Origin of the sequence: Gordonia sp. PS3, from assembly GCF_041950545.1 — a bacterium.
Classification (GTDB): domain Bacteria; phylum Actinomycetota; class Actinomycetes; order Mycobacteriales; family Mycobacteriaceae; genus Gordonia; species Gordonia sihwensis.
In genome coordinates this window covers 1,988,942-2,012,876 of record NZ_CP169524.1, presented here as the reverse complement: position 1 = coordinate 2,012,876, position 23,935 = coordinate 1,988,942, and the positions used below count along the sequence as shown (strand labels likewise).

Here is a 23,935-nt window from a genome sequence, read left to right as displayed (position 1 = left end):
GAACCCCCGTCCCGGACGGGGGTTCCGTCGTCGAACGTCGCGGCTGTGCGGGGTCTGCGGGTTTCGCGGATGGCGCGGAGCCACGGGGCCGTTCAGTAGCGGCCGATCTCCTCGCGGAAAGCGGCGATCGCGGGCCAGGTCTCCTGTTCGGCGACGGCCCCGGTCAGCAGTCCGAGGTGGCTGGTCTCGACGGTGTGGAACTCGGCGTGGACGGAGTCGGTGAACAGGCTCAGTCCGTGCTCGGCCGCCGCGTGGCTGACGATCGCGTCACGGTGCGAGCCGGCCATGAAGACCGGCGCCGTGATGGACGTGAGATCGACGGTGACCGATCCGAAGTGCAGTTCGCCGCGTGCGATCTCATCGCGCAGGATGAGATTCACCAGCATCTGCTCGCTGACCTTTCCCGGGTAGCCGGGCAGCGAGTTCTGGAAGCGGTCGATCACCTGCATGCCGACCAGCGCGTCGGTGTCTCGGAGGTTCGCCAGAATGTACTGCGGCTTGCGCAGTTCGCGATCCCACGAGCTCGCTCGGTAGGCGAGTTGTACGGCGATCGACGGGATGCCGCCCAGCGCGCGGAGCAGATAGGTGACCGGCTTGCCCTGCGTGGGGCCGAGCAACCTCCGGAGCAGGGGATAGGGCTCGATCTTCTGGTAGTTGAGCGGTGTGCCGACGGTGATGACCGAGCGGATCGGCAGGTCGCGCTGTGCGGCCGCGGTCATCAGCGACAGGGTGCCGCCGAGGCTCCAGCCCATGAGGTCGACCGCGTCCGGCCCGGCCCGGAAATCGTCGATCACCTCGCCGATCGCGCGGGGGATGAAGGTGCCGAAGTAGTCCTCGAAACCGAGCCGGCGGTCGGCGTAGCCCACGTCGCCGAAGTCGATGACGTACGGAACGGTACCGGTGCCGAGCAGGAACTCGACCACCGAGTTGCCCGGCTGGGCGCCGGGTGCCAGGTCGTAGCAATGGGCGGGCACCGCCAGCGGCGGGACCAGCAGCACCGGGACCTGACCGGACTCCCGAGCCGCCCGGAGTTGGTCCGCTGAACCGAAGCGGATCAGCTTGGCGTGCGGACGTTCCGAGAGCACCACCGACTCGCTGGCGCTGGACGGGGCGAGGTCGTCGGTCAGGACACGAGCAAGGGTTCGAAGGTCACTGAGCATGGAGGGCACGGTACCTTGTGCCGCATCCGCCGTCGCACGCCGTGTTGTTCCCGGACGATCGATGTGGTTCCGAGGTGATCGGCGCTCTCCTGCGACACCGAGTGCGGGCGCGCCCGGTGCGCTTCACCGGAAACGGCGGCGGAGCGGGTACCGTTTGTGCTGGTCCGATTGCATGGGACTCCGATTGCATGGGACAAGGCGTCGAGCGTTAGGCTGGATCCGATTCGCTCGTAGGGGCCGCACGGCCCCGAAGCGGAAAAACACGAGATGTTCGTATAGCGTCGCGTGGACAAACCGAACTGTAGACACGAAAGACGGAGGAACCGTGGCTCTTCCCCAGTTGACCGATGAGCAGCGCGCTGCAGCGCTCGAGAAGGCGGCTGCCGCTCGCCGGGTGCGCGCGGAGCTCAAGAACCGCCTGAAGAGCGGCGGCACCAACCTGCAGCAGGTGCTGGCCGACGCAGAGAACGACGAGATCCTCGGCAAGATGAAGGTCTCGGCCCTTCTCGAGGCCCTGCCGAAGGTGGGCAAGGTGAAGGCGCAGGAGATCATGACCGAGCTGGAGATCGCTCCGACTCGCCGTGTCCGCGGTCTCGGTGACCGCCAGCGCAAGGCGCTTCTCGAGAAGTTCAGCTCCTGAGCGTGACCCGGGAGCACACCCGACGGAGGGGCCGACTGGTTGTACTGGTCGGCCCCTCGGCTGTCGGAAAGTCGACCGTCGTCGCACGGCTGCGCGAGCTCGTTCCCGATCTGTGGTTCAGCGTGTCGGCGACGACCCGCGATCCGCGGCCGGGTGAGGTGGACGGTCACGACTACCACTTCGTGAGCCGAGAGAAGTTCGACTCGATGATCGAGAACGGCGAACTCCTCGAATGGGCCGACATCCACGGAGGACTGCAACGTTCGGGAACACCCGCGGCTCCGGTGCGCGAGGCCCTCGAATCCGGCTCGCCCGTGCTGCTGGAGGTCGACCTGGTGGGATGCCGCAACGTGGTGACGGCGATGCCGGAGGCGACGACGGTGTTCCTGGCGCCGCCGAGCTGGGAGACTCTGGTGGAGCGGCTGACCGGCCGCGGCACTGAATCCCAGGAGGTGATCGACCGTCGACTGGAGACGGCGCGGTCGGAGATGGCCGCCCGCGAGGAGTTCCAACACGTCGTGGTGAACGACGATGTCGACGCGGCCGCCGAACAATTGGTAAACTTGCTGGTTGGGCCGCCGTTAGAGGAGCAGGCCCAAGCAGAGACTTCGCAGGAGAATTGAGTGAGCACTCAGACCGAGACCGAATCAACCGTGGTTGTGGACGAGCCCGTCTACGACGCCCCGCTGGGTATCACCAATCCGCCGATCGACGAACTGCTCGAGCGCACCTCGTCGAAGTACGCCCTGGTGATCTACGCGGCCAAGCGCGCCCGGCAGATCAACGACTACTACAACCAGCTCGCCGAGGGCATCCTCGAGTACGTCGGCCCCCTCGTGGAGCCGGGCGTCCAGGAGAAGCCGCTCTCGATCGCGATGCGTGAGATCCACTCGGACCTGCTCGAGCACACCGAGGGCGAGTAGGCCCCACAGGTGTCCAAAGCGCACATCCTGATCGGTGTGGGCGGCGGTATCGCCGCATACAAGGTGTGTTCGGTCATCCGGCACTACACCGAGGCGGGGCACGACGTCCGAGTGATGCCGACCAGGGCCGCCCTCAACTTCGTCGGGGCCGCCACCTTCGAGGCGCTGTCGGGCAACCCGGTCAGCACCGAGGTCTTCGACGACGTCGACGAGGTGGCGCATGTGGCGCTGGGACGCCGCGCCGACCTGGTGATCGTCGCGCCGGCGACGGCGGACCTGATGGCCCGCGCGGTCGCGGGTCGCGCCGACGACCTGCTGACCGCATCGCTGCTCACGGTGAGCTGTCCGGTGCTGTTCGTTCCGGCGATGCACACCGAGATGTGGGAGCATCCGGCTACCGTCGCCAATGTCGCGACCCTCCGGAGTCGCGGCGTGACGGTCATGACTCCGGCCGTGGGGCGTCTCACCGGCACCGACAGCGGTGCCGGGCGCATGCCCGAGCCCGCCGAGATCGCGGCGCTGGGGGATCTCCTGCTGACCCGCGCCGACGCTCTGCCCTACGACCTGTCGGGTGTGCGCATGGTGATCAGCGCCGGCGGCACCCGCGAGGCTCTCGACCCGGTGCGATACCTGGGCAACCACAGTTCCGGCAAACAGGGGTACGCCCTGGCCCGGGCGGCCTCGCAGCGCGGAGCCCGGGTGACGCTGGTCTCCGGCGCCACCTCGGATCCGGGTGAGCCGGCATCGGTCGAGATCGTTCACGTGGACTCCGCACGCGAGATGCAGTCGGAGATGACCACGCGGGCCGCGGATGCCGACGTGGTGATCATGGCGGCCGCCGTCGCCGACTTCCGGCCCACGGCGGTGGCCGGCGCCAAGATCAAGAAGGGCGACGACGGACCCTCTCCCATCCACTTGGACACCAACCCCGATATTCTCGCCGGCCTGGTCGCCGACCGTGCGCAGGGCCGGATTCCCCGGAGTACCGTGATCGTCGGATTCGCCGCAGAGACCGGTGACGCCGACGGCGGAGTCCTCGACCACGGCCGCGCCAAGCTCCGCAGAAAGGGCTGCGACCTGCTGGTCGTCAACGCCGTCGGCGGCGGCAAGGCGTTCGGCACCGAGGACAACACCGGCTGGCTGCTGACCGCGGACGGCCGCGAGACCGGACTGCCATTCGGCTCAAAAACTTTGATGGCGAGCAGAATCCTTGACGAAGTGGCCGCTCTCGTGCCAGATGGACAGGTGCCCTCGCGCGCCGGCACCGGCGAACGAGACGGCAACGAACTGACACACAACCCCGAGAGGAACCGATGAGCGCCTCAGCGTCCCGTCTATTCACGAGCGAATCCGTCACCGAGGGTCATCCGGACAAGATCTGTGACGCGATCAGCGACTCGATCCTGGACGCGATGCTCGCGAAGGATCCGAAGGCCAAGGTGGCCGTGGAGACCCTGGTCACCACCGGTCAGGTGCATGTCGCGGGCGAGGTCAGCACCACCGCCTACGTCGACATCCCGACCATCGTGCGCGAGAAGATCCTCGAGATCGGCTACGACTCGTCCACCAAGGGCTTCGACGGCACGTCGTGCGGCGTCAACATCGCGATCGGCGCGCAGTCGCCGGAGATCGCCCAGGGCCTGACCCACTCGCACGAGAAGCGCACCGGCACCCACGACGACGACATCGACCAGCAGGGTGCAGGCGACCAGGGCCTGATGTTCGGTTACGCCACCGACGAGACGCCCGAGCTGATGCCGCTGCCGATCGCGCTGGCCCACCGGCTCTCGCGCCGGCTGACCCAGGTCCGCAAGGACGGCGTCCTGCCGTACCTGCGTCCCGACGGCAAGACTCAGGTCACCATCGAGTACGCGGGCGACACCCCGGTCCGTCTCGACACCGTGGTGGTCTCCACGCAGCACGCCGCCGACATCGACATCGAGGGCATGCTCGCCCCCGACATCCGCAAGCACGTCCTCGAGCCGGTCTTCGCCGAACTCGACCTCCCGGTGAAGCTCGACACCTCCGACCCGCGTCTGCTGGTGAACCCCACCGGCAGCTTCGTGCTCGGCGGACCGATGGGCGACGCCGGTCTCACCGGCCGCAAGATCATCGTCGACACCTACGGCGGCATGGCGCGTCACGGCGGCGGTGCGTTCTCGGGCAAGGACCCGTCGAAGGTCGACCGCAGCGCCGCCTACGCGATGCGCTGGGTGGCGAAGAACGCCGTTGCGGCGGGCCTGGCCAGCCGCATCGAGGTCCAGGTGGCCTACGCCATCGGCAAGGCCGCGCCCGTCGGTCTGTTCGTCGAGACCTTCGACACCGAGAAGGTGGACCCCGGCACCATTCAGAAGGCGATCTCGCAGGTCTTCGACCTTCGTCCCGGGGCCATCATCCGCGATCTGGACCTGCTGCGGCCGATCTACGCACCGACCGCCGCGTACGGACACTTCGGCCGGACCGATGTGGATCTGCCGTGGGAGCGCACCGACCGCGTCGCCGCACTCCGCGAGGCCGCAGGCCTGTAAGAGTGCGCGAGGCTGCAGGTCGGGGAGCGGTCCGCCGCGGCGCGGTCTCAGGCGATCGCTAATCTCGACGTGTGACAGCCGAGACCGAGCGCGTGGCCGCGAAGCCTCCGCGCAATCAGCGGGTCGCCGCACCGCAGCGACCGGTGGCCCGTGTGCTGCCGATGCTCGGGCTGGCTCACCTGGACCGGCCCTTCGATTACCTCGTGGACGCCAAGACGGACGCGGACGCCCAGCCGGGCGTCCGCGTCCGTGTGCGTTTCGCCGGCCGGTTGGTGGACGGCTACCTCTTGGAACGGCTCGACCGCAGCGAACACGAGGGCGCGCTGTCGTGGCTCGATCGCGTCGTCTCGCCCGAACCCGTCCTCACCCCCGAACTGGCCGCGCTGTGCCGTGCGGTCGCCGACCGGTACGCGGGCACGATGGCCGACGTCCTGCGGCTGGCGATCCCGCCGCGGCACGCACGGGTGGAGAAGGAGGCGGCCAGTCACGACGTGGCGCGGCCGATCGCCGAGCCGGCCGCAGCCGGCTGGGACGTCTACGACTCGGGGCGGTCGTTCATCGAACAGGCGGTCGCCGGAGGGCATCCGCACGCCTGCTGGCAGGCGCTGCCCGGCGAGGACGTGGCCGCCCGGCTGGCCGAACTCGCGGCGTCGGTCGCGGCATCCGGGCGCGGGGTGGTGATCGTGGTGCCCGACCAGCGGGATCTCGATCGTCTCGAAGCGGCGTGCGAACCGCTGCTCGGCGACGCCTGCGTGACTCTCGCCGCGGGCCTCGGTCCCACCGCGAGGTACCGGCGCTGGCTGTCGGCGCTGCGCGGACGGGCACGGGTGGTGATCGGCACGCGCAGCGCCGTCTTCGCACCCGTCGTCGATCTCGGCCTGGTGGTGGTCTTCGACGACGGGGACGACAGTCTCGACGAGCCGCGGTCGCCCTATCCGCACCCGCGCGAGGTGGCCGTTCTCCGCGCCCACGGCAGCGGGGCGGCGCTGCTGATCGGCGGACACTCCCGCACCACCGACGCGCAGGCATTGGTGGAGTCGAGCTGGGCGTTCGACGTCGTCGCCCCGCGGGCCGCGGTCCGGGAGGCGATGCCGCGCGTCGACGGACTCTCCGACGAGGATCGCCGCGTGGCGGGCGATCCGATGGCGCGGACCGCGCGGATACCGGCGATCGCCTTCGACGCGGCCCGGCGAGCCCTCGCCGCCGACCAGGCGGTGCTGTTCAGCGTGCCTCGGCGCGGTTACCTGCCGTCGGTGGCGTGCGCCCGGTGCCGCGCGCACGCCCGGTGCCGAGCCTGCAACGGTCCGCTGCAGATGAGCGAACGCGGCGACCTCGCCTGCCGGTGGTGCGGACGACCGGAGAACCGCTTCGTCTGTCCGGTGTGCGCGGGCACCGCGGTGCGCGCGTTGATGATCGGGGATCGGCGCACCGCCGAAGAACTCGGACGCGCCTTCCGCGGCGTCCCGATCGTCACCTCCTCCGGCGACAAGATCGTGGACGAGGTGCCGGCCGGGCCGCGGGTGGTGATCGCCACGCCGGGCGCGGCGCCGCGCGCGCCGGGCGGCTACGGGGCCGCGGTGCTGCTCGACACCTGGGCGCAGCTGGACCGGGAGGATCTGCGTGCCGCCGAGGAGGCGGTCCGCGCCTGGATGGCGGTGGCGACGCTGGTGCGGCCCCGTGCCGAGGGCGGCCGCGTGGTGGTGGTTGCCGACGCGGCCGCGTTGCCGGTACAGGCGCTCATCCGGTGGGATCCGGTGGGATTCGCCACCGCCGAGCTGCGGCAACGGCTGGAGTTGAAGTTCCCGCCCGCGGTGACGATGGCGTCGGTGGACGGACCGCCCGCGGCCGTGTCGGCGTTCCTCGACCTGCTCACCATGCCGCCGGAGGCCGAGACGCTGGGGCCGGTGCCGCTGCCCGCGGGGGTGCGCCGTCCCGCCGGCCTGGACGAGTCGGGGCCGGTGGATCGCATGCTGTTGCGCACACCGCGCAGCGCCGGGCGGTCACTGGCCGAGGCACTGCGTAACGCCCAGGCGCTCCGGAACGCCCGGCATGACGACACCGCGGGCATCAGGGTCCAAGTCGATCCCCCTACGATTGGTTGACATGAGGCTGGTGTTCGCCGGCACGCCCGAGGTGGCGGTGCCGACCCTGCAGGAACTGCTCGATTCGCCCGACCACGAGGTGGTCGGCGTCATCACCAGACCGGACACCACGGCCGGCCGCGGACGCCGGATGATCCGGTCGGAGGTCGGGACGCTCGCCGACAGCCACGGGATCGAGGTCCTGACGCCCCGCCGGATGTCCGATCCGGAGGTGTCCCAGGCGCTGGTCCGGTGGAACGCCGACCTCGGGGTCGTCGTCGCATACGGCGGACTGATCCCGCAGAGCGTGCTGGACATGCTGCCTCGCGGCTGGGTGAACCTGCACTTCTCGGTACTGCCCGCGTGGCGGGGAGCCGCTCCGGTGCAGGCGGCCATCGCCGCGGGCGACGAGTTCACCGGGGCGAGCGTCTTCGCTCTCGAAGCCGGACTCGACACCGGACCCGTCTACGGCACGCTCACCGAGCGGATCCGCGACACCGACACCGCGGGCGATCTCCTCGAGCGGCTCTCGGTGTCGGGCTCGGGCCTGCTCCGCGCCGTCGTGGACGGGATCGCGGCGGGCGAACTGGCTCCGGTGCCCCAGGACGCCGAAGGCGTCTCGCACGCCGGGAAGATCACGACCGACGATGCGCGCGTGCGCTGGGACCTGCCGTCGCACATCATCGGGCGCACGGTGCGCGCCCACACCCCGGCACCGGGCGCGTGGACGATGCTCGGCGACGCACGTATCAAACTCGGCCCGGTGATCCCGGTCGACGGCGACGCCGATGTCCCGGGAGCTATGGAGTGCGGAGCGCTCGCGGTCACCAAGAAGGCGGTCTTTGTCGGCACGGCGTCCGGTGCGGTGCGGCTGACGACGGTGCAGGCGCCGGGAAAGAAATCGATGAACGCCGCCGACTGGGCACGTGGCAGCCGGCTCGACGGAACGGAGCACTTCGGATGAGCCCTGCGGAGCATCGGAGCGGCGATCGGCGCCCGGAGCGCAAGTACCGCGAGAAGGATCTCGACCCGGCACGCATCGTGGCGCGCGATGTGCTGCGGGCGGTGCGCGAACGCGACGCGTACGCGAATCTACTGCTGCCCAGACTGCTTCGCGAGCGGAGGATCACCGGCCGGGACGCCGCGCTGGCCACGGAGCTGACCTATGGTTCGGCTCGGTCTCTCGGCCTGCTCGACGCCGTGATCGCCGCCGCGGCGGGCCGCCCCGTCGACGAGATCGACGGAAGCCTGCTCGACGTACTGCGGCTGGGGACCTATCAGCTGTTGCGGACGCGGATCGGGTCGCACGCGGCGGTGTCGACCTCCGTCGACATCGCGCGCAGCGAGAACGGGATGGGACCGTCCGGATTCGTCAACGCGGTCCTGCGCAAGGTGAGTCAGCGCGACGAGCAGCTCTGGATCGAGGAACTCGCGCCGTCGATGATGGACGATCGCATCGGCAACCTGTCGTTCACGTATGCGCATCCGCGGTGGATCGGCGAGGTCTTCCACCGGGCGCTCGGCGGGTCGACGGGTGAGCTGCAGGCGGCGCTCGCCGCCGACGACGAGCGGCCGATCGTGCATCTCGTCGCACGGCCGGGACAGATCACCGCCGAGGAACTCGCGTTGATCAGCGGCGGCGACGAGGGACGCTATTCGCCGTACTGCGTGTACCTGCCCGAGGGCGGTGATCCGGGCGAGCTCGACGCGGTGCGGGAGGGCTTCGCCGGAGTCCAGGACGAGGGGAGCCAGCTGGTCGCGGTCGCGCTGGCACGTGCCGACGTCGGCGACGACGGCGGCCGGTGGCTCGACCTCTGCGCCGGTCCGGGCGGCAAGGCCGCGCTGCTGGGGTCGCTCGCCGAGGTGTCGGGCGCTCATCTGGACGCCGTCGAGATCTCTGCGCATCGTGCCGAGCTGATCGAGAAGGTGGTCGACTCGCTGCCGGTGACCGTTCACGTCGCCGACGGCCGGTCATCGGGACTGGAGCCGGGCTTCGACCGGATTCTGGTGGACGCCCCCTGTTCGGGACTGGGGTCGCTGCGACGGCGCCCGGAGGCCCGCTGGCGTCGGCGGCCCGAAGACCTCCCGGAGCTGGTGACCCTGCAGAGGGAGCTGCTCGCCGAAGCCCTGCATCTGGTGAAGCCGGGCGGTGTGGTCGTGTACTCGACGTGCTCGCCGCATCCGGCCGAGACCGTCGAGGTGGTCGACACGGTGCTCACGGAGGTGGCCGGGGTGAGCCGCCTCGACGCTCGCCCGCTCGTCGCGGGCGATGTCTTCGATCCGGAGTCGCTGGGAGACGGGCCGTACGTTCAGCTCTGGCCGCACCGCCACGACACCGACGCCATGTTCCTGGCCGCACTGCGGAAGGACTGACGCGCTGCCGCGAGAGCGCCGGCCGCGTTCTCGTAGAATCAGCGCCATGTGCAACCCCGGCCGCCGGGCACCGATGATCGCCCCGTCCATCCTGTCCGCCGACTTCGCCAATCTCGCCGCGGAGATCGCGGCGGTCGGCCCGTCCGACGTCGATCCCGGCGTCGACTGGGTTCACGTCGACGTGATGGACAACCATTTCGTGCCGAATCTGACGCTCGGCCTGCCGGTGGTCGAGAGCCTGCTCAAGGCCACCGACATTCCGCTCGACTGCCACCTGATGATCGAGGACCCGGGCCGCTGGGCGCCGCCGTACGCGGAGGCCGGCGCCTACAACGTGACCTTCCACGCCGAGGCCGCCGACGATCCGTCGGCCGTGGCCCGCGACATCCGCGCGGCCGGAGGCAAGGCCGGCCTGGCCATCAAGCCCGGCACGCCGCTGGAGCCGTACCTGGAGATCCTGCGGGACTTCGACACGCTGTTGGTGATGAGCGTGGAGCCGGGCTTCGGTGGGCAGAAGTTCATGCCCGAGGTGCTCGACAAAGTCCGCACCATCCGGAGCCGGGTCGACAGCGGCGACCTGCGCCTGCTGATCGAGATCGACGGCGGGATCAGCGATTCCACCATCGAGCAGGCCGCCGAGGCCGGGGTGGACTGCTTCGTCGCGGGGTCGGCCGTGTACGGCGGCGACGATCCCGCCGCCCGCGTGGCGCAGTTGCGCCGCAAAGCCACCCTCGTCCGCGACGGTCGGTAGCGCGGTGGTCGATGCGGCCACCGTCGCCGCCGCGATGCGGCGTGCGATCGCCGAGTCTGCGGACTCGCAGGGACTCAGCTCACCGAATCCGCCCGTCGGCGCGGTGATCCTCGACGAGCTCGGCGAGGTGGCGGGAGTGGGCCGGACCCAGCCGCCGGGCGGACCGCACGCCGAAGTGATGGCCCTGCGCGAGGCGGGGGACCGGGCGCGGGGCGGCACGGCCGTCGTGACCCTCGAACCCTGCGATCACACCGGTCGCACCGGCCCGTGCTCGCAGGCGCTGCTCGCCGCCGGCGTCTCGGCGGTGCACTTCGCCGTCGGCGATCCCAATCCGGCGGCGGCGGGCGGCGCCGCCACGCTCCGGGCCGCGGGCGTCGACGTCCATGAGTCGGTGCTCGAGCACGAGGCTCGCCGAGGTCCGCTGCGGCAGTGGCTCTTCCAGCGTGAGCGGGGGCGTCCGTTCGTCACGGCGAAGATCGCGGCGACTCTCGACGGCCGCGTCGCGGCACCCGACGGCACCAGCCAGTGGATCACCGGCGCCGCCGCACGCGAGCATGCGCATGCGCAGCGCGCGCGGATCGACGCCATCGTGGTCGGGACCGGAACGGTGATCGCCGACGACCCGGCGCTCACCGCCCGGCGGCCGGACGGGACGCTGTACAGCCACCAGCCCACCCGCGTCGTCCTCGGGCTGCGCGACGTGCCCCCGACGGCACGGGTGCGCAGTGGACCGTCCCCGCTGCTGCACGTCGCGAGCCGTGACCCGCGCGAGGTGGTGGCCGCGCTGCCGGACGCACTGCACGTCCTGGTGGAGGGGGGCCCGGCGATCATCGGAGCGTTCCTCGCAGCAGGTCTCGTCGACGAACTGCACTGCTACCTGGCACCCACTGTGCTGGGAGCGGGCCGCGCAGCGGTGGACGACGGCACGGTCGGAACACTCGCGGATGCGCACCGATTCATCCGGACCGGCACGCGCGGACTCGGCGACGACCTGCTGGTCACCCTCGAGCGCCGCGACTGAGCACAGGCCGGCGTTTCGCGCACTGCGCGCTTAACGGTGCGAGGCCCTCTGACGTGCCCGGACCCGGTGTACGGGAGAGCGGGTACGCGGCTGGGCCCGGCTGCGTGCTAATTTCAATATTGAGTTCTCGGGGCGGGGTGAAATTCCCCACCGGCGGTGATGCCCTCCAAGGGATGAGCCCGCGAGCGCCCTCGCGACAGCGAGGGGACGAGCAGACTCCGGTGCGATTCCGGGGCCGACGGTCAGAGTCCGGATACGAGAGAATGGCAGTGCGGCGCCGTGCCGCGATCTGTCTCTCCCGAGCACACCTGGCAAAGGAGAGACGGTGTTCACGGGAATCGTGGAGGAACGCGGCGAAATCACCGCTCGCGACGACCTCACTGAGGCCGCGCGTTTTCGTATTCGTGGGCCGCTGGTCACCAGCGATGCCTCATTCGGAGATTCGATCGCCGTCAACGGCGTCTGTCTCACAGTCACCGAGCTGACCGACGACGAGTTCACCGTCGACGTTATGGCCGAGACGCTGCGGCGCAGTTCACTCGACCGCCTGGGTTCGGGCGCGCGCGTCAACCTCGAACGCGCGATGGCCGCGGGCGGCCGTTTCGGCGGGCACATCGTTCAGGGACACGTCGACGGGGTCGGCGTCATCGTCTCGGTGTCGCCGAGCGAGAACTGGACCGTGGTACGGATCGGCATTCCCGAGCAGCTCGCACGCTACATCGTCGAGAAGGGGTCGATCACCGTCGACGGCATCTCGTTGACGGTCTCGTCCGTCGGTGTCGACCGGGAATACGGGGACTGGTTCGAGGTGTCGTTGATTCCGACGACTCTGAGTGAGACGAACCTCTCCGGCGCCCGAGCCGGGGTGCGCGTGAACTTGGAAGTCGATGTCATCGCGAAGTACGTCGAGCGTCTCACCGGCGCCGGCCGGCTCGCGACCAGTGGTGTGGAAGGCAGTGAGCCGAATGAGTGAGATCGGGACCGGCGGGGTGCGCGAGAGCGCCGAGGGCAGCGGGTCGACAGTCGGCGGTGAGACGGGACGCGTGGTCCTCGACAGCGTGGAGCGCGCCATCGCCGACATCGCCGCGGGCAAGGCCGTCGTGGTCGTGGACGACGAGGACCGCGAGAACGAGGGCGACCTCATCTTCGCCGCCGAGAAGGCGACTCCGGAGCTGGTGGCGTTCATGGTGCGTTATACGTCGGGCTACCTGTGCGTGCCCCTCGCGGGCGACGACTGCGACCGGCTCGGGCTGCCGCCGATGTACTCGGTGAACCAGGACAAGCACGGCACCGCGTACACCGTCACCGTCGACGCCCGCGAAGGCATCGGGACCGGCATCAGCGCGGCCGACCGGGCGACCACCATGCGCAAGCTGGCCGACCCGACGTCGGACGCCCACGACTTCACCCGTCCCGGGCACGTGGTGCCGTTGCGCGCCAAAGAGGGCGGCGTGCTCCGCCGCCCGGGCCACACCGAGGCGGCCGTCGATCTGGCCACCGCCGCGGGTCTGGCGCCCGCGGGCGTGATCTGCGAGATCGTCAGCCAGAAGGATCCGGGACACATGGCCCGCACCGACGAGCTCCGGGTCTTCGCCGATGAGCACGAACTGGCCCTGATCTCGATCGCCGACCTGATCTCGTGGCGCAGGCATCACGAGAAGCACGTCGAGCAGGTCGCCGACGCGCGCATTCCCACCGAGTACGGGACCTTCCGCGCCGTCGGGTACCAGAGCCCCTACGACGACGCCGAGCACATCGCGCTGGTGATGGGCGACATCGCCGAGAACGGCGAGGACGTCCTGGTGCGCGTGCACTCCGAGTGCCTCACCGGCGACGTCTTCGGCTCACTGCGGTGCGACTGCGGGCCGCAGCTGCAGGCGGCCATGGAGATGGTGGGCCGCGAGGGCCGCGGCGTGGTGCTGTACATGCGCGGGCACGAGGGCCGCGGCATCGGTCTGATGCACAAGCTGCAGGCGTACCAGCTGCAGGACAGCGGTGCCGACACCGTCGATGCGAATCTGGAACTCGGTCTGCCCGCCGACGCCCGCGACTACGGTCTCGGCGCGCAGATTCTGGTAGACCTGGGCGTGCGATCGATGCGCCTGCTGACCAACAACCCGGCCAAGCGCGTCGGCCTCGACGGGTACGGGCTGGAGATCGTGGACCGCGTGCCGATGCCGGTGCGCGCGAACGCCGAGAACCTGCGCTACCTGCGTACCAAGCGCGACCGCATGGGCCATGTGCTCGACGGTCTGGACGACATCCTGCCCGAGGCGGCAGAGGGAACTGGAGAAGGTGCATGAGCGGCGTCGGTGAACCCACCCTCGATCTCGCGGACGCGAGCGGACTGAAGGTCGCGATCGTCGCCTCGCAGTGGCATGAGACGATCTGCACCGCGCTGCTGGAAGGCGCACTGCGCGCCGCGGCGGCCAACGGCGTCACCGAGCCGACGGTGGTGCAGGTCGCCGGTGCCATCGAGCTGCCGGTGATCGTTCAGGCGCTCGCGCGCACCCACGACGCGGTCGTCGCGCTCGGCGTCGTCATCAAGGGCGAGACCCCGCACTTCGAGTACGTCTGCGACGCGGTCACCGCGGGCCTCACGCGTGTCTCGCTCGACGAGTCGACACCGGTGGGCAACGGTGTCCTGACCACTTTGAACGAGGCGCAGGCCCTCAATCGCGCGGGCCTGCCGGATTCGGCCGAGGACAAGGGCGCGCAGGCGATGACCGCGGCCCTGGCCTCCGCGCTCATCCTCCGGGGACTGGAATGACCGACGCCGCGACCGACGACACGTGGGAGTACGTCTACCGGCCGCGGTGGATGCGGATCGCCGCGTGGGTGGCGGTCGCGGTGGTGATGATCATCCACCTGACCTTCGGGCTGCTCCTGGACATCTCATACACGGGCGTCAACGTCGGATGGTCGGACAAGGTGGCGTTGATCGGCGTCGGCGTCGTGATCAGCGGCGCGATCCTCTTCCTGACCCGCGCGCGGCTGCGGCTCGGGCCCGAGGGCGTCGGAGTTCTCAACCTCGTCTCCGAGCGGGTATTCCCGTGGGATCAGGTGCTCGGCCTGGAGTACCCGGAGAAGGGGTTCTGTGCGCGGTTGCTGTTCCCCGGCGACGAGCACATCCCGGTGATGGCCGTGCAGGCGCGCGACGGCGACCTCGCGGTGGACGCGATGGAGCGCTATCGCGAGTTCCAGACTCGATACGGGGTGGCACAGAACGCCGAGTGAGCCGGAAGCCGGAGCGCGCGGCCGTCCGACATCGTCGTCGCCTCATGCGGCGACCGCGATCTGCGCGGGCAGACCGATCTCGGCGGCTCGCGCCCGTATCGATTCCACGACCGTGTCCGGCGTGGTCCGGGACACCGTGAGATAGACCGCCGCCGCGGGTTCGGGCCGCTGCGAGGTGGCCCGGCAGTGCACGGGGGAGGTGCCGGCCGGCAGCAGTGCGAGCAGGTCCCGGTACCGCCCGAGATCGGCCGGCGTGTCTCCGGCGTCCCACTGCAACACGCAGTCCGAACCGGTCACCGAGAGTTCGCGAATGCCCCCGGAATCGTCGGCGATGAACCGGTCGAGGCTCTCCGCCAGCGGGTACGCGTCCCGCGACGACTCGGCGGCGATCGCCGTGCGCCAGGCGCGCACCGCAGTGACCCCGGGGTTCGACGCGGTGAACTGCCGGGTCCGCCGGACCCAGTCCAGATACCTCGCCGGATCGCCGAGGCGCGGGTTGTCGGAACCGGGTACCAGGTAGATCTCGGCCGCGACGGGTCCGCCGGAGGAGTCGCGTGCCGAGAACTCGACGCGGATGCGGTGCTCGTCGATGACGGCGCCGCCGCGGTGGGCGGCGAGCTCACGCGCCGCGCGCGCGACGTCCTCGTCCGGCAGTCCGGCGCGCAGTGAGACGACGGTGTCCACCGAACCGCGGCTCAGGACCGCATTGTTGGGGTGCACGCGAAACGAGGTCACGTCGGACCGGCCGCGCAGATAGGTGGTGTAGTCCTCGGCGAAGGAGTCGGCGGAGTCGGTGGCGCAGGCCCCGAGAGCCACCGCGCTCATCAGCGCGCCGGCGAGCGCGAACGCCGCCGGCCGCCGGTGTCTGCGGTGCCGACCGGTCATGCGACAAGGCTAGGCGCGGCGGGCGTCTCGCCGCAGCGGTACCACCGCGCGGTGTCGTGACCGCGTCCGGGCCGAACCCGTGTCACCGGCGGCGACTAACCTGGGGGCGTGGCTGATCCATCGACTTACCGACCGGCGCCGGGCACCATCCCGACCGATCCCGGCGTCTACAAGTTCCGCGATCAGCACGGCCGGGTCATCTATGTCGGCAAGGCCAAGAATCTGCGGCAACGGCTCACGTCGTACTTCGCCGACATCACCGGCCTGCATCCGCGCACCCGGCAGATGGTCACCACCGCCGCCTCAGTGGAGTGGACCGTCGTCACCACCGAGGTGGAGGCGCTGCAGCTCGAATACAACTGGATCAAGGAGTTCGACCCGCGGTTCAACGTCCGCTACCGCGACGACAAGAGCTACCCGATGCTCGCGGTCACCCTCAACGAGGAGTATCCGCGCGTCTTCGTCTACCGCGGGGCGCGCCGGCCCGGCGTCCGGTACTTCGGCCCGTACTCGCACGCCTGGGCCATTCGCGAGACGGTCGACCTGCTGACCCGCGTCTTCGGCGTCCGGACGTGCTCCAAAGGGGTATTCCGCCGCAGCGAGCAGATGGGCCGGCCGTGCCTGCTCGGCTACATCGACAAGTGCTCGGCACCCTGCGTCGGCCGTGTGTCGGCCGCCGAGCACCGGGAGATCGTCGAGGACTTCTGCGACTTCCTCGGCGGGCGCACGGACAGTCTGATCCGGAACCTCGAACGCGAGATGAACAGCGCGGCAGAGGAACTCGACTTCGAGCGGGCGGCCCGGCTGCGCGACGACGTCTCCGCGCTGCGGCGCGCGATGGAGAAGCAGGCCGTGGTGCTGGGGTCGGGGACAGATGCCGACGTGATCGCTCTGGTCGGCGACGAACTCGAGTCGTCCGTGCAGGTCTTCCACGTCCGGGACGGACGGGTGCGCGGTCAGCGCGGATGGGTGGTCGAGGTCCAGGAGAACGCCTCGCTCGCCGATCAGGTCGGCACCTTCCTGACCCAGTTCTACGGCGCCGAGACGGACATGAGTTCGGGCATCCCGCGCGAGGTGCTGGTTCCCGCACTGCCCGACGACGCCGCGGACGTCGAGAAGTGGCTCGCCGAACGACGCGGGGCGCACGTGAGTCTGCGCGTTCCGCAGCGCGGCGACAAGCGCACGCTGATGACGACGGTGGAACGCAACGCCACCGAGGCCCTCGCGCGGCACAAGCTGCAGCGTGCGGGGGATCTGACCACTCGGTCGGCGGCGCTGACCGAGCTGCAGGAGGCACTGGGGCTCGACACGGCGCCGCTGCGGATCGAGTGCATCGACATCTCGCATGTCCAGGGCACGGACGTCGTGGCCTCGCTCGTCGTCTTCGAGGACGGTCTGGCACGGAAGTCGGACTACCGGCATTACTCGATCAAGGAGGCGGCCGGCGACGGGCGCTCCGACGACGTCGCGTCGATCGCCGAGGTCACCCGGCGCCGCTTCGCCCGACACCGCGACGGGGCCATCACCCCGCCGCCGGAAGAGTCCGCCTCGGATCAGGCGGGCGCATCGGGGCAGACGGCGGCCGACGACGAGGCCACTTCGCGCCGACCGAAGAAATTCGCATATCCGCCGAATCTGTTCGTCGTCGACGGCGGCGCGCCCCAGGCGCACGCCGCCGCCTCGGTCCTCGACGAGCTCGGCGTCACCGACGTGGCCGTCGTGGGTCTGGCCAAACGACTGGAAGAGGTGTGGATTCCGGGTGATGATGAGCCGGTGATCCTGCCCCGCAACAGCGAAGCCCTGTTCCTGTTGCAGCGCGTGCGCGACGAGGCGCACCGGTTCGCCATCACCTTCCACCGCAGCAAGCGCAGCAAACGGATGACCGCCTCGGCGCTCGACGGGATCGCCGGCCTGGGTGCGGGGCGGCGGACGGCGCTGGTGACTCATTTCGGTTCCGTGGCCAATCTGAAGAAGGCGACCGTGGCGGAGATCGGCGAAGTGAAGGGCATCGGCCCGGCCACCGCGCAGGCCGTCCACGACGCGCTCCACGACTCCGACCGCGAAAGCCCTGAGACGACCGTCCCCGACATGGAGGAATCGCAGAGTTGACTGAAACGGATAGCCGTACGACGGTGCTGTTCGTCACCGGCATGTCCGGTGCCGGCCGCACGTCGGTGGCCAACGTCCTCGAGGACGACGGCTGGTATGTCAGCGACAACGTGCCGATCTCGTTGATCTCGCAGCTCGTGCAGATGGTGCGGAGCAGCGAGGTGGGTGCGCAGCGGATCGCGATGGTGGTCCGGGGCGGCGATCCCTCCTTCGCGGCCGAGATGGCGGCGCTGCGCCGCGATCTGGAGGACGGCGGCGCCACCACGTCGATGATCTTCGTCGACGCCTCCGACGAGGTGCTGGTCCGCCGGTTCGAGCAGGTCCGCAGGCGGCACCCGTTGCAGGGCAACGGCACGCTGGGAGAGGGGATCGCCGCCGAACGTGCGGTCATGGCACCGCTCGCGGCCGGAGCCGACACTGTGATCGACACCTCCAACCTGAGTTCCACCCGACTGCGGTCGATCGTGGAGAACGTCTTCCCCAACGTCGCGGGCCGCCGGCTCGCCATCGCGGTGCAGTCGTTCGGGTTCAAGTACGGACTGCCGATCGACTGCGATCTCGTCGCCGACGTGCGGTTCCTGCCGAACCCGTTCTGGATCCCGGAACTGCGCGAGCATAACGGCCGCGAACCGCAGGTCCGCGACTATGTGCTGGGACAGGAGGACGCCGCGGAGTTCCTCGACCGGTACGTCGACATCGTGGGCATCGTCGGCCGCGGCTACCTGCGCGAGGGCAAGGGATACATGACCCTCGGCATCGGCTGCACGGGCGGGAAGCACCGCAGCGTCGCGATGTCCGAGGATTTGGCGCGACGACTGTCGGAGGTGGTCGACGCCGACGGCCACCGGCTCTACGACGTCGAAGTGACCCACCGCGACCTGGGCAACGAATGAGCGCCGGCGAAGGCGCACCCGAGATCGCCGTACCCGACCTGATCGAGGGGCTCAAGGTGGTGGCGCTCGGCGGCGGCCACGGTCTGTTCAACACGCTCACCGCGCTGCGCTACCTCACCGCCGACGTCACGGCCGTCGTGACGGTCGCCGACGACGGAGGATCGTCGGGCCGCCTGCGCGCCGAACTCGGCCTGATTCCGCCGGGCGATCTGCGCATGGCGCTGGCGGCGCTGATGGCGGCCCCGGCCGCGCTCGAGGCGCGACGGCGCGTGGACCCGGCCTCCGCGGACCGGCACCAGCGCTGGGCGCGCGTGCTGCAGCACCGCTTCGGCGGCTATGGCGCGCTCGCCGGCCACCCGATCGGCAACCTGCTCCTCAGCGGGCTCAACGAGGTGACCGGCGACGTGGTGAAAGCGTTGGACGACCTCACCGACCTCTTCGACGTCGACGGCCGGGTGCTGCCGATGGCCGACGTCCCCCTAGTGATCGAGGCCGACGTGTCCGGACTGGAGAAGGACCCCCGGGTGAGTCGCGTGATCCGCGGCCAGGTGGCGGTCGCGACCACACCGGGAAAGCCGCGGCGGGTGCGGCTGATCCCCGACGCTCCGGCCGGTTGTGCGCAGGCCGCGGCGGCGATCCGGGAGGCGGACGTGGTGACCCTCGGTCCGGGATCGTGGTTCTCCAGCGTGATTCCGCATGTGCTGGTGCCCGATCAGCTCGATGCGCTGAGCGAGACGTCGGCGCGCAAGATCCTGTTCGTCAATCTCGCAGCCGAGGCGGGGGAGACCACCGGATACTCGGTGGAGCGGCACCTGCATGTGCTGCACGCGCACGCTCCCACCCTTCGGGTGGACGACGTCGTCGTCGATTCCGCGTCGGTTCCGGAGGGCGCCGAACGCGAGTATCTCGAACGCGCGGCGGGCCGGTTCGGGGCCCGTCTGCGGGTGGCGGATCTCGCGGTTCCGGGAACCGCGGTGCACGATCCGGCGAAAACCGCCGCGACGGTGGTCGGGCTGATCGACTGAAATGATCGCCGGTAAGGTTGGACCAGCACATCTGGCATGCTTCCGGACTCGAGACGCTCGGCGCGGCTGTCGGGCAACGGGGGATATCAGAGGACAGGAGGCTTTGAACCGTGGCTATGACTGGGGCGGTCAAGGACGAGCTGAGCCGGTTGTCGGTGACGCAGATCAGCTGCCGCAAGGCAGAGGTGTCGGCGCTGCTGCGATTCGCCGGGGGGATTCACATCGTGGGCGGCCGCGTCGTGGTGGAGGCCGAGGTGGACCTCGGCAACGTGGCGCGGCGGCTGCGGCACGAGATCCACGGTCTGTTCGGCTACAACGCCGACGTCCACGTGCTCCGCTCGGGCGGAATGCGGAAGGGCGCGCGCTACATCGTGCGCGTCACGAAGGACGGCGAGGCCCTGGCGCGCCAGACCGGACTGCTCGACATGCGCGGTCGGCCGGTGCGCGGCCTGCCCGCGCAGGTGGTCGGCGGGAGTGTCGGCGACGCCGAAGCCGCCTGGCGCGGAGCGTTTCTGGCGCACGGCTCGTTGACCGAGCCGGGCCGGTCGTCGTCCCTGGAGGTCAGTTGCCCCGGCCCGGAGGCCGCTCTGGCGCTCGTCGGCGCGGCGCGGCGGCTCGGCATCTCGGCCAAGGCCCGCGAGGTCCGCGGCAGCGATCGGGTCGTCATCCGTGACGGTGAGGCGATCGGCGCGCTGCTCACCCGGATGGGCGCGCACGACACCCGCCTGGTGTGGGAGGAACGCCGGATGCGGCGCGAGGTGCGCGCCACCGCGAACCGTCTGGCCAACTTCGACGACGCGAACCTGCGCCGCTCGGCGCGGGCCGCCGTGGCCGCGGCCGCCCGCGTGGAACGTGCGCTCGAGATCCTGGGCGACGACGTGCCCGACCATCTGCTCGCCGCCGGCCGGCTGCGCGTGGAACACCGTCAGGCCTCGCTGGAGGAACTCGGACAACTGGCGGATCCGCCGATGACCAAGGACGCGGTGGCCGGCCGCATCCGTCGCCTGCTGTCGATGGCCGACAAGCGGGCCCGGACCGACGGCATCCCGGACACCGAGTCGGCGGTCACCGCCGAACTCCTCGACGAGGCGTAGGGGCGCCCGCCCGGCGTGGTGACGAACACCCCATCGCTCACAAGTGACCTTCCGGTGACCTCGCGAGCGGCGGCTATTAGGCTGGTGGGAGCGGGCCGGTAACGAACCGCCGGCTCAACACCACCGCTTAAGGAGCAACTTGTGACTGTTCGGGTAGGCGTCAACGGCTTCGGCCGCATCGGCCGCAACTTCTTCCGTGCCGTCGAGGCGCAGAAGGCGCTCGGAACCACCGACATCGAGATCGTCGCCGTCAACGACCTGACGGACAACGCCACACTGGCTCACCTGCTGAAGTTCGACAGCATCCTCGGCCGTCTGCCCCAGGACGTCCGCCTGGAGGGCGACGACACCATCGTCGTCGGCGACATGAAGATCAAGGCCCTCGAGGTCAAGGAGGGCCCCGCAGCCCTTCCGTGGGGCGATCTGGGCGTCGACGTCGTCGTCGAGTCGACGGGCATCTTCACCGCGCGCGCGAAGGCCCAGGGTCACCTGGACGCCGGCGCCAAGAAGGTCATCATCTCCGCGCCGGCCTCGGACGAGGACATCACCATCGTGATGGGCGTCAACGACGACAAGTACGACGGCAGCCAGAACATCATCTCGAACGCCTCGTGCACCACCAACTGCCTCGGCCCGATGGCCAAGGTGCTGAACGACGAGTTCGGCATCGAGCAGGGTCTGATGACCACCATTCACGCCTACACGCAGGACCAGAACCTGCAGGACGGCCCGCACAAGGATCTGCGCCGTGCGCGTGCCGCCGCGATCAACATCGTTCCGACCGGCACCGGTGCGGCCAAGGCCATCGGCCTGGTCCTGCCCGAACTGCAGGGCAAGCTCGACGGTTACGCGCTGCGCGTGCCGATCCCGACCGGCTCGGTCACCGACCTCACCGCGGAGCTGAAGAAGACCGCCAGCGCCGAGGACATCAACGCCGCCATGAAGGCCGCCGCCGAGGGCCCGCTGAAGGGCATCCTCAAGTACTACGACGCGCCGATCGTCTCGAGCGACATCGTCACCGATCCGCACTCGTCGCTGTTCGACTCGGGTCTGACCAAGGTCATCGGCAACCAGGCCAAGACCGTCTCCTGGTACGACAACGAGTGGGGCTACTCCAACCGCCTCGTCGACCTCATCGGTCTCGTCGGGAAGTCGCTGTAGTCACCATGGCAGTCCGAACTCTGGAAGACCTGCTGGCCGAAGGAGTCGAGGGCCGCGGCGTGCTGGTGCGCTCGGATCTGAACGTGCCGCTCGACGGCGGCGCGATCACCGATCCGGGGCGCATCGTCGCGTCGGCTCCGACCATCGCCAAACTCGTCGAGGCGGGTGCCAAGGTCATCGTGACCGCGCACCTGGGCCGCCCCAAGGGGGAGCCGGATCCCGCGCTGTCGCTGGCGCCGGTGGCCGCCCGGCTGTCGGAGGAACTGGGCCGCAACGTCCAGCTCGCCGGCGACGTGGTGGGCTCGGATGCGCTCGCGCGCGCCGAAGGACTCACCGACGGTGACGTCCTCCTGCTGGAGAACATCCGCTTCGATCCGCGCGAGACCAGCAAGGACGATGCCGAGCGCAACAAGCTCGCGAAGGCGCTCGTCGAGCTCGTCGGCGACGACGGCGCGTTCGTCTCCGACGGATTCGGCGTGGTCCACCGCAAGCAGGCGTCGGTGTACGACGTCGCCCGGCTGCTCCCGGCGTACGCCGGCGACCTCGTGGCCACCGAGGTGGAGGTGCTGCGCAAGCTCACCTCCGACGTCGAGCGTCCCTACGCCGTCGTCCTCGGCGGTTCGAAGGTGTCGGACAAGCTGGGCGTGATCGAGGCGCTCGCGCCCAAGGTCGACACCCTGGTGATCGGCGGCGGCATGGCCTTCACGTTCATCAAGGCGCAGGGCAGCCCGGTCGGCGATTCGCTGATGCAGGAAGACATGATCGACACCTGCAAGGACCTGCTCGAGAAGTACGGCGACGTGATCCACCTGCCGCACGACATCGTCGTCGCGGACAAGTTCGCCGCCGACGCGGACACCAGCATCGCGATGACGGCGGACGGCTTCGAGCAGGGCATGGGCCTGGACATCGGTCCGGGGACGGTCGAGCGATTCGCCGCGGTGCTGCGCGGTGCCAAGACGATCTTCTGGAACGGCCCGTCGGGCGTGTTCGAGTTCGAGAAGTTCGCCGAGGGCACCCGCGGGGTGGCCGAAGCGATCGTCGAGGCCACCCGCGACGGCGCGTACAGCGTCGTCGGCGGCGGCGACTCCGCCGCGGCAGTGCGCGCGCTCGGCATTCCTGACGAGGCGTTCTCGCACATCTCGACCGGCGGCGGCGCCTCCCTGGAGTACCTCGAGGGCAAGGAACTGCCGGGCCTGGCCGTGCTGGGAGTGGAGCAGTGAGCGGGGCGGGCGCGCGCAAGCCGCTCATCGCCGGAAACTGGAAGTGCAACCTCAACCACTACGAGGCCATCGCACTCGTCCAGAAGATCTCCTTCGCTCTTCCCGAGAAGTACTTCGAGAAGGTCGACGTGACGGTGATCCCGCCGTTCACCGACATCCGCAGCGTGCAGACCATCGTCGACGGCGACAAGCTGCTGCTGACCTACGGTGCGCAGGATCTGTCCGAGCACGACTCGGGTGCGTACACCGGTGAGATCAGTGGCGCGTTCCTGGCGAAGCTCGGCTGCACGTTCGTCGTCGTCGGACATTCGGAACGTCGCACCCTGCACTCGGAGACCGACGAGGTGGTGTTGGCCAAGACCAAGGCCGCGCTGCGCCACGGGCTCACGCCGATCGTCTGCATCGGCGAAGGACTCGAGGTTCGCGAGGCCGGTGATCACGTCGCGTACAACGTGGCGCAGATCAAGGCGTCGCTGGCCGGGCTGTCGGCCGCCGACATCGCGAAGGTCGTCGTCGCCTACGAGCCGGTGTGGGCCATCGGCACCGGCCGGGTCGCGAGTGCGGCCGACGCTCAGGAGGTCTGCGGTGCGGTGCGCGGCGCGCTCGCCGAGATCGCCGACCAGGCCACCGCCGATTCGGTCCGCGTTCTCTACGGCGGTTCGGTCAACGCCAAGAACGTCGGAGAGATCGTCGCGCAGTCCGACGTCGACGGTGCTCTGGTGGGCGGCGCCTCGCTCAAGGCCGACGAGTTCGCGCAGTTGTCGGCCATCGCCGCGGGCGGTCCATTGCTGTGACGCGCTGCAGGTGGTTTCACTAGTCACGACCACCATC

At 69.9% G+C, this 23,935-nt stretch carries 23 protein-coding genes and 1 riboswitch; of the genes, 21 read left to right on the top strand and 2 right to left on the bottom strand.

All coding sequences use genetic code 11. From position 1 onward, the window contains the following. Positions 1 to 92: 92 nt before the first annotated feature. Positions 93 to 1,160: an alpha/beta hydrolase gene (locus ACE11G_RS09305; RefSeq protein ID WP_062367511.1), complete on the bottom strand. Its 1,068-nt coding sequence runs from the start codon at positions 1,158 to 1,160 to the stop codon at positions 93 to 95. Positions 1,161 to 1,485: 325 nt separating this feature from the next. Between ACE11G_RS09305 and mihF the strand changes: the two genes are divergently transcribed. From mihF to ACE11G_RS09235, 14 genes are all read left to right on the top strand, one after another. Further along, positions 1,486 to 1,800: an integration host factor, actinobacterial type gene (gene mihF, locus ACE11G_RS09300; protein WP_006894812.1), complete on the top strand. Its 315-nt coding sequence runs from the start codon at positions 1,486 to 1,488 to the stop codon at positions 1,798 to 1,800. A 2-nt stretch (positions 1,801 to 1,802) separates the two neighbouring features. Then, entirely contained in the window at positions 1,803 to 2,423 is a 621-nt protein-coding gene (gene gmk / locus ACE11G_RS09295) for a guanylate kinase (protein ID WP_082084000.1), read from the top strand. Then, positions 2,424 to 2,723, top strand: a complete 300-nt coding sequence (rpoZ, locus tag ACE11G_RS09290; protein WP_006894814.1) for a DNA-directed RNA polymerase subunit omega — start codon at positions 2,424 to 2,426, stop codon at positions 2,721 to 2,723. It begins immediately after the preceding gene. Positions 2,724 to 2,732: 9 nt separating this feature from the next. Next, positions 2,733 to 4,040 (top strand): bifunctional phosphopantothenoylcysteine decarboxylase/phosphopantothenate--cysteine ligase CoaBC, encoded by a 1,308-nt coding sequence (coaBC, locus tag ACE11G_RS09285; protein ID WP_006894815.1) that lies wholly within the window; start codon positions 2,733 to 2,735, stop codon positions 4,038 to 4,040. Further along, complete coding sequence (gene metK / locus ACE11G_RS09280) at positions 4,037 to 5,251, top strand: methionine adenosyltransferase (RefSeq protein WP_006894816.1); 1,215 nt, start codon at positions 4,037 to 4,039, stop codon at positions 5,249 to 5,251. The genes coaBC and metK overlap by 4 nt, the downstream gene beginning before the upstream one ends. 71 nt (positions 5,252 to 5,322) lie before the next feature. Beyond that, positions 5,323 to 7,353: a primosomal protein N' gene (locus ACE11G_RS09275; RefSeq protein WP_006894817.1), complete on the top strand. Its 2,031-nt coding sequence runs from the start codon at positions 5,323 to 5,325 to the stop codon at positions 7,351 to 7,353. Between the two features lies 1 nt (position 7,354). Next, entirely contained in the window at positions 7,355 to 8,296 is a 942-nt protein-coding gene (gene fmt, locus ACE11G_RS09270; protein WP_006894818.1) for a methionyl-tRNA formyltransferase, read from the top strand. Further along, positions 8,293 to 9,705 (top strand): RsmB/NOP family class I SAM-dependent RNA methyltransferase, encoded by a 1,413-nt coding sequence (locus tag ACE11G_RS09265; protein WP_006894819.1) that lies wholly within the window; start codon positions 8,293 to 8,295, stop codon positions 9,703 to 9,705. Before fmt ends, ACE11G_RS09265 begins: the two co-directional genes overlap by 4 nt. Positions 9,706 to 9,751: 46 nt before the next feature. Beyond that, positions 9,752 to 10,456, top strand: coding sequence for a ribulose-phosphate 3-epimerase (rpe, locus tag ACE11G_RS09260; RefSeq protein ID WP_375001928.1), 705 nt, complete (start codon positions 9,752 to 9,754; stop codon positions 10,454 to 10,456). Positions 10,457 to 10,490: 34 nt separating this feature from the next. Further along, complete coding sequence (ribD, locus tag ACE11G_RS09255; RefSeq protein WP_062367533.1) at positions 10,491 to 11,477, top strand: bifunctional diaminohydroxyphosphoribosylaminopyrimidine deaminase/5-amino-6-(5-phosphoribosylamino)uracil reductase RibD; 987 nt, start codon at positions 10,491 to 10,493, stop codon at positions 11,475 to 11,477. A 119-nt stretch (positions 11,478 to 11,596) separates the two neighbouring features. Beyond that, positions 11,597 to 11,746: riboswitch (FMN riboswitch) on the top strand. A gap of 56 nt (positions 11,747 to 11,802) precedes the next feature. Then, positions 11,803 to 12,450, top strand: coding sequence for a riboflavin synthase (locus ACE11G_RS09250; protein WP_375001926.1), 648 nt, complete (start codon positions 11,803 to 11,805; stop codon positions 12,448 to 12,450). Continuing rightward, on the top strand, positions 12,443 to 13,780 hold the full coding sequence (locus tag ACE11G_RS09245) for a bifunctional 3,4-dihydroxy-2-butanone-4-phosphate synthase/GTP cyclohydrolase II (RefSeq protein WP_375001924.1): 1,338 nt from the start codon (positions 12,443 to 12,445) through the stop codon (positions 13,778 to 13,780). The genes ACE11G_RS09250 and ACE11G_RS09245 overlap by 8 nt, the downstream gene beginning before the upstream one ends. Next, on the top strand, positions 13,777 to 14,247 hold the full coding sequence (gene ribH / locus ACE11G_RS09240) for a 6,7-dimethyl-8-ribityllumazine synthase (RefSeq protein ID WP_006894824.1): 471 nt from the start codon (positions 13,777 to 13,779) through the stop codon (positions 14,245 to 14,247). Before ACE11G_RS09245 ends, ribH begins: the two co-directional genes overlap by 4 nt. Further along, entirely contained in the window at positions 14,244 to 14,714 is a 471-nt protein-coding gene (locus ACE11G_RS09235) for a PH domain-containing protein (protein ID WP_006894825.1), read from the top strand. Before ribH ends, ACE11G_RS09235 begins: the two co-directional genes overlap by 4 nt. A gap of 42 nt (positions 14,715 to 14,756) precedes the next feature. Here the strand turns inward: ACE11G_RS09235 and ACE11G_RS09230 are convergent, their stop codons facing one another. Then, complete coding sequence (locus ACE11G_RS09230) at positions 14,757 to 15,599, bottom strand: hypothetical protein (RefSeq protein WP_006894829.1); 843 nt, start codon at positions 15,597 to 15,599, stop codon at positions 14,757 to 14,759. A gap of 108 nt (positions 15,600 to 15,707) precedes the next feature. On the opposite strand from ACE11G_RS09230, the gene uvrC reads away from it, so the two are divergent. The 7 genes from uvrC (at position 15,708) to tpiA (ending at position 23,898) form a co-directional block, all read left to right on the top strand. Beyond that, complete coding sequence (uvrC, locus tag ACE11G_RS09225; RefSeq protein WP_006894830.1) at positions 15,708 to 17,708, top strand: excinuclease ABC subunit UvrC; 2,001 nt, start codon at positions 15,708 to 15,710, stop codon at positions 17,706 to 17,708. After that, on the top strand, positions 17,705 to 18,601 hold the full coding sequence (rapZ, locus tag ACE11G_RS09220) for an RNase adapter RapZ (RefSeq protein WP_045540113.1): 897 nt from the start codon (positions 17,705 to 17,707) through the stop codon (positions 18,599 to 18,601). The genes uvrC and rapZ overlap by 4 nt, the downstream gene beginning before the upstream one ends. Continuing rightward, positions 18,598 to 19,626 carry a uridine diphosphate-N-acetylglucosamine-binding protein YvcK gene (yvcK, locus tag ACE11G_RS09215; protein WP_006894834.1) on the top strand — a complete coding sequence of 343 codons (1,029 nt, stop codon included), beginning with the start codon at positions 18,598 to 18,600 and terminating at the stop codon, positions 19,624 to 19,626. Before rapZ ends, yvcK begins: the two co-directional genes overlap by 4 nt. A 110-nt stretch (positions 19,627 to 19,736) precedes the next feature. Beyond that, positions 19,737 to 20,720: a DNA-binding protein WhiA gene (gene whiA, locus ACE11G_RS09210; RefSeq protein WP_039866771.1), complete on the top strand. Its 984-nt coding sequence runs from the start codon at positions 19,737 to 19,739 to the stop codon at positions 20,718 to 20,720. A 141-nt stretch (positions 20,721 to 20,861) separates the two neighbouring features. Next, a complete protein-coding gene (gene gap / locus ACE11G_RS09205) occupies positions 20,862 to 21,881 on the top strand; it encodes a type I glyceraldehyde-3-phosphate dehydrogenase (protein WP_006894838.1) in 1,020 nt (339 codons plus the stop codon). A gap of 5 nt (positions 21,882 to 21,886) precedes the next feature. Next, positions 21,887 to 23,104 (top strand): phosphoglycerate kinase, encoded by a 1,218-nt coding sequence (locus ACE11G_RS09200; protein WP_045539815.1) that lies wholly within the window; start codon positions 21,887 to 21,889, stop codon positions 23,102 to 23,104. After that, positions 23,101 to 23,898: a triose-phosphate isomerase gene (gene tpiA, locus ACE11G_RS09195; RefSeq protein WP_006894840.1), complete on the top strand. Its 798-nt coding sequence runs from the start codon at positions 23,101 to 23,103 to the stop codon at positions 23,896 to 23,898. Before ACE11G_RS09200 ends, tpiA begins: the two co-directional genes overlap by 4 nt. Positions 23,899 to 23,935: the final 37 nt, after the last annotated feature.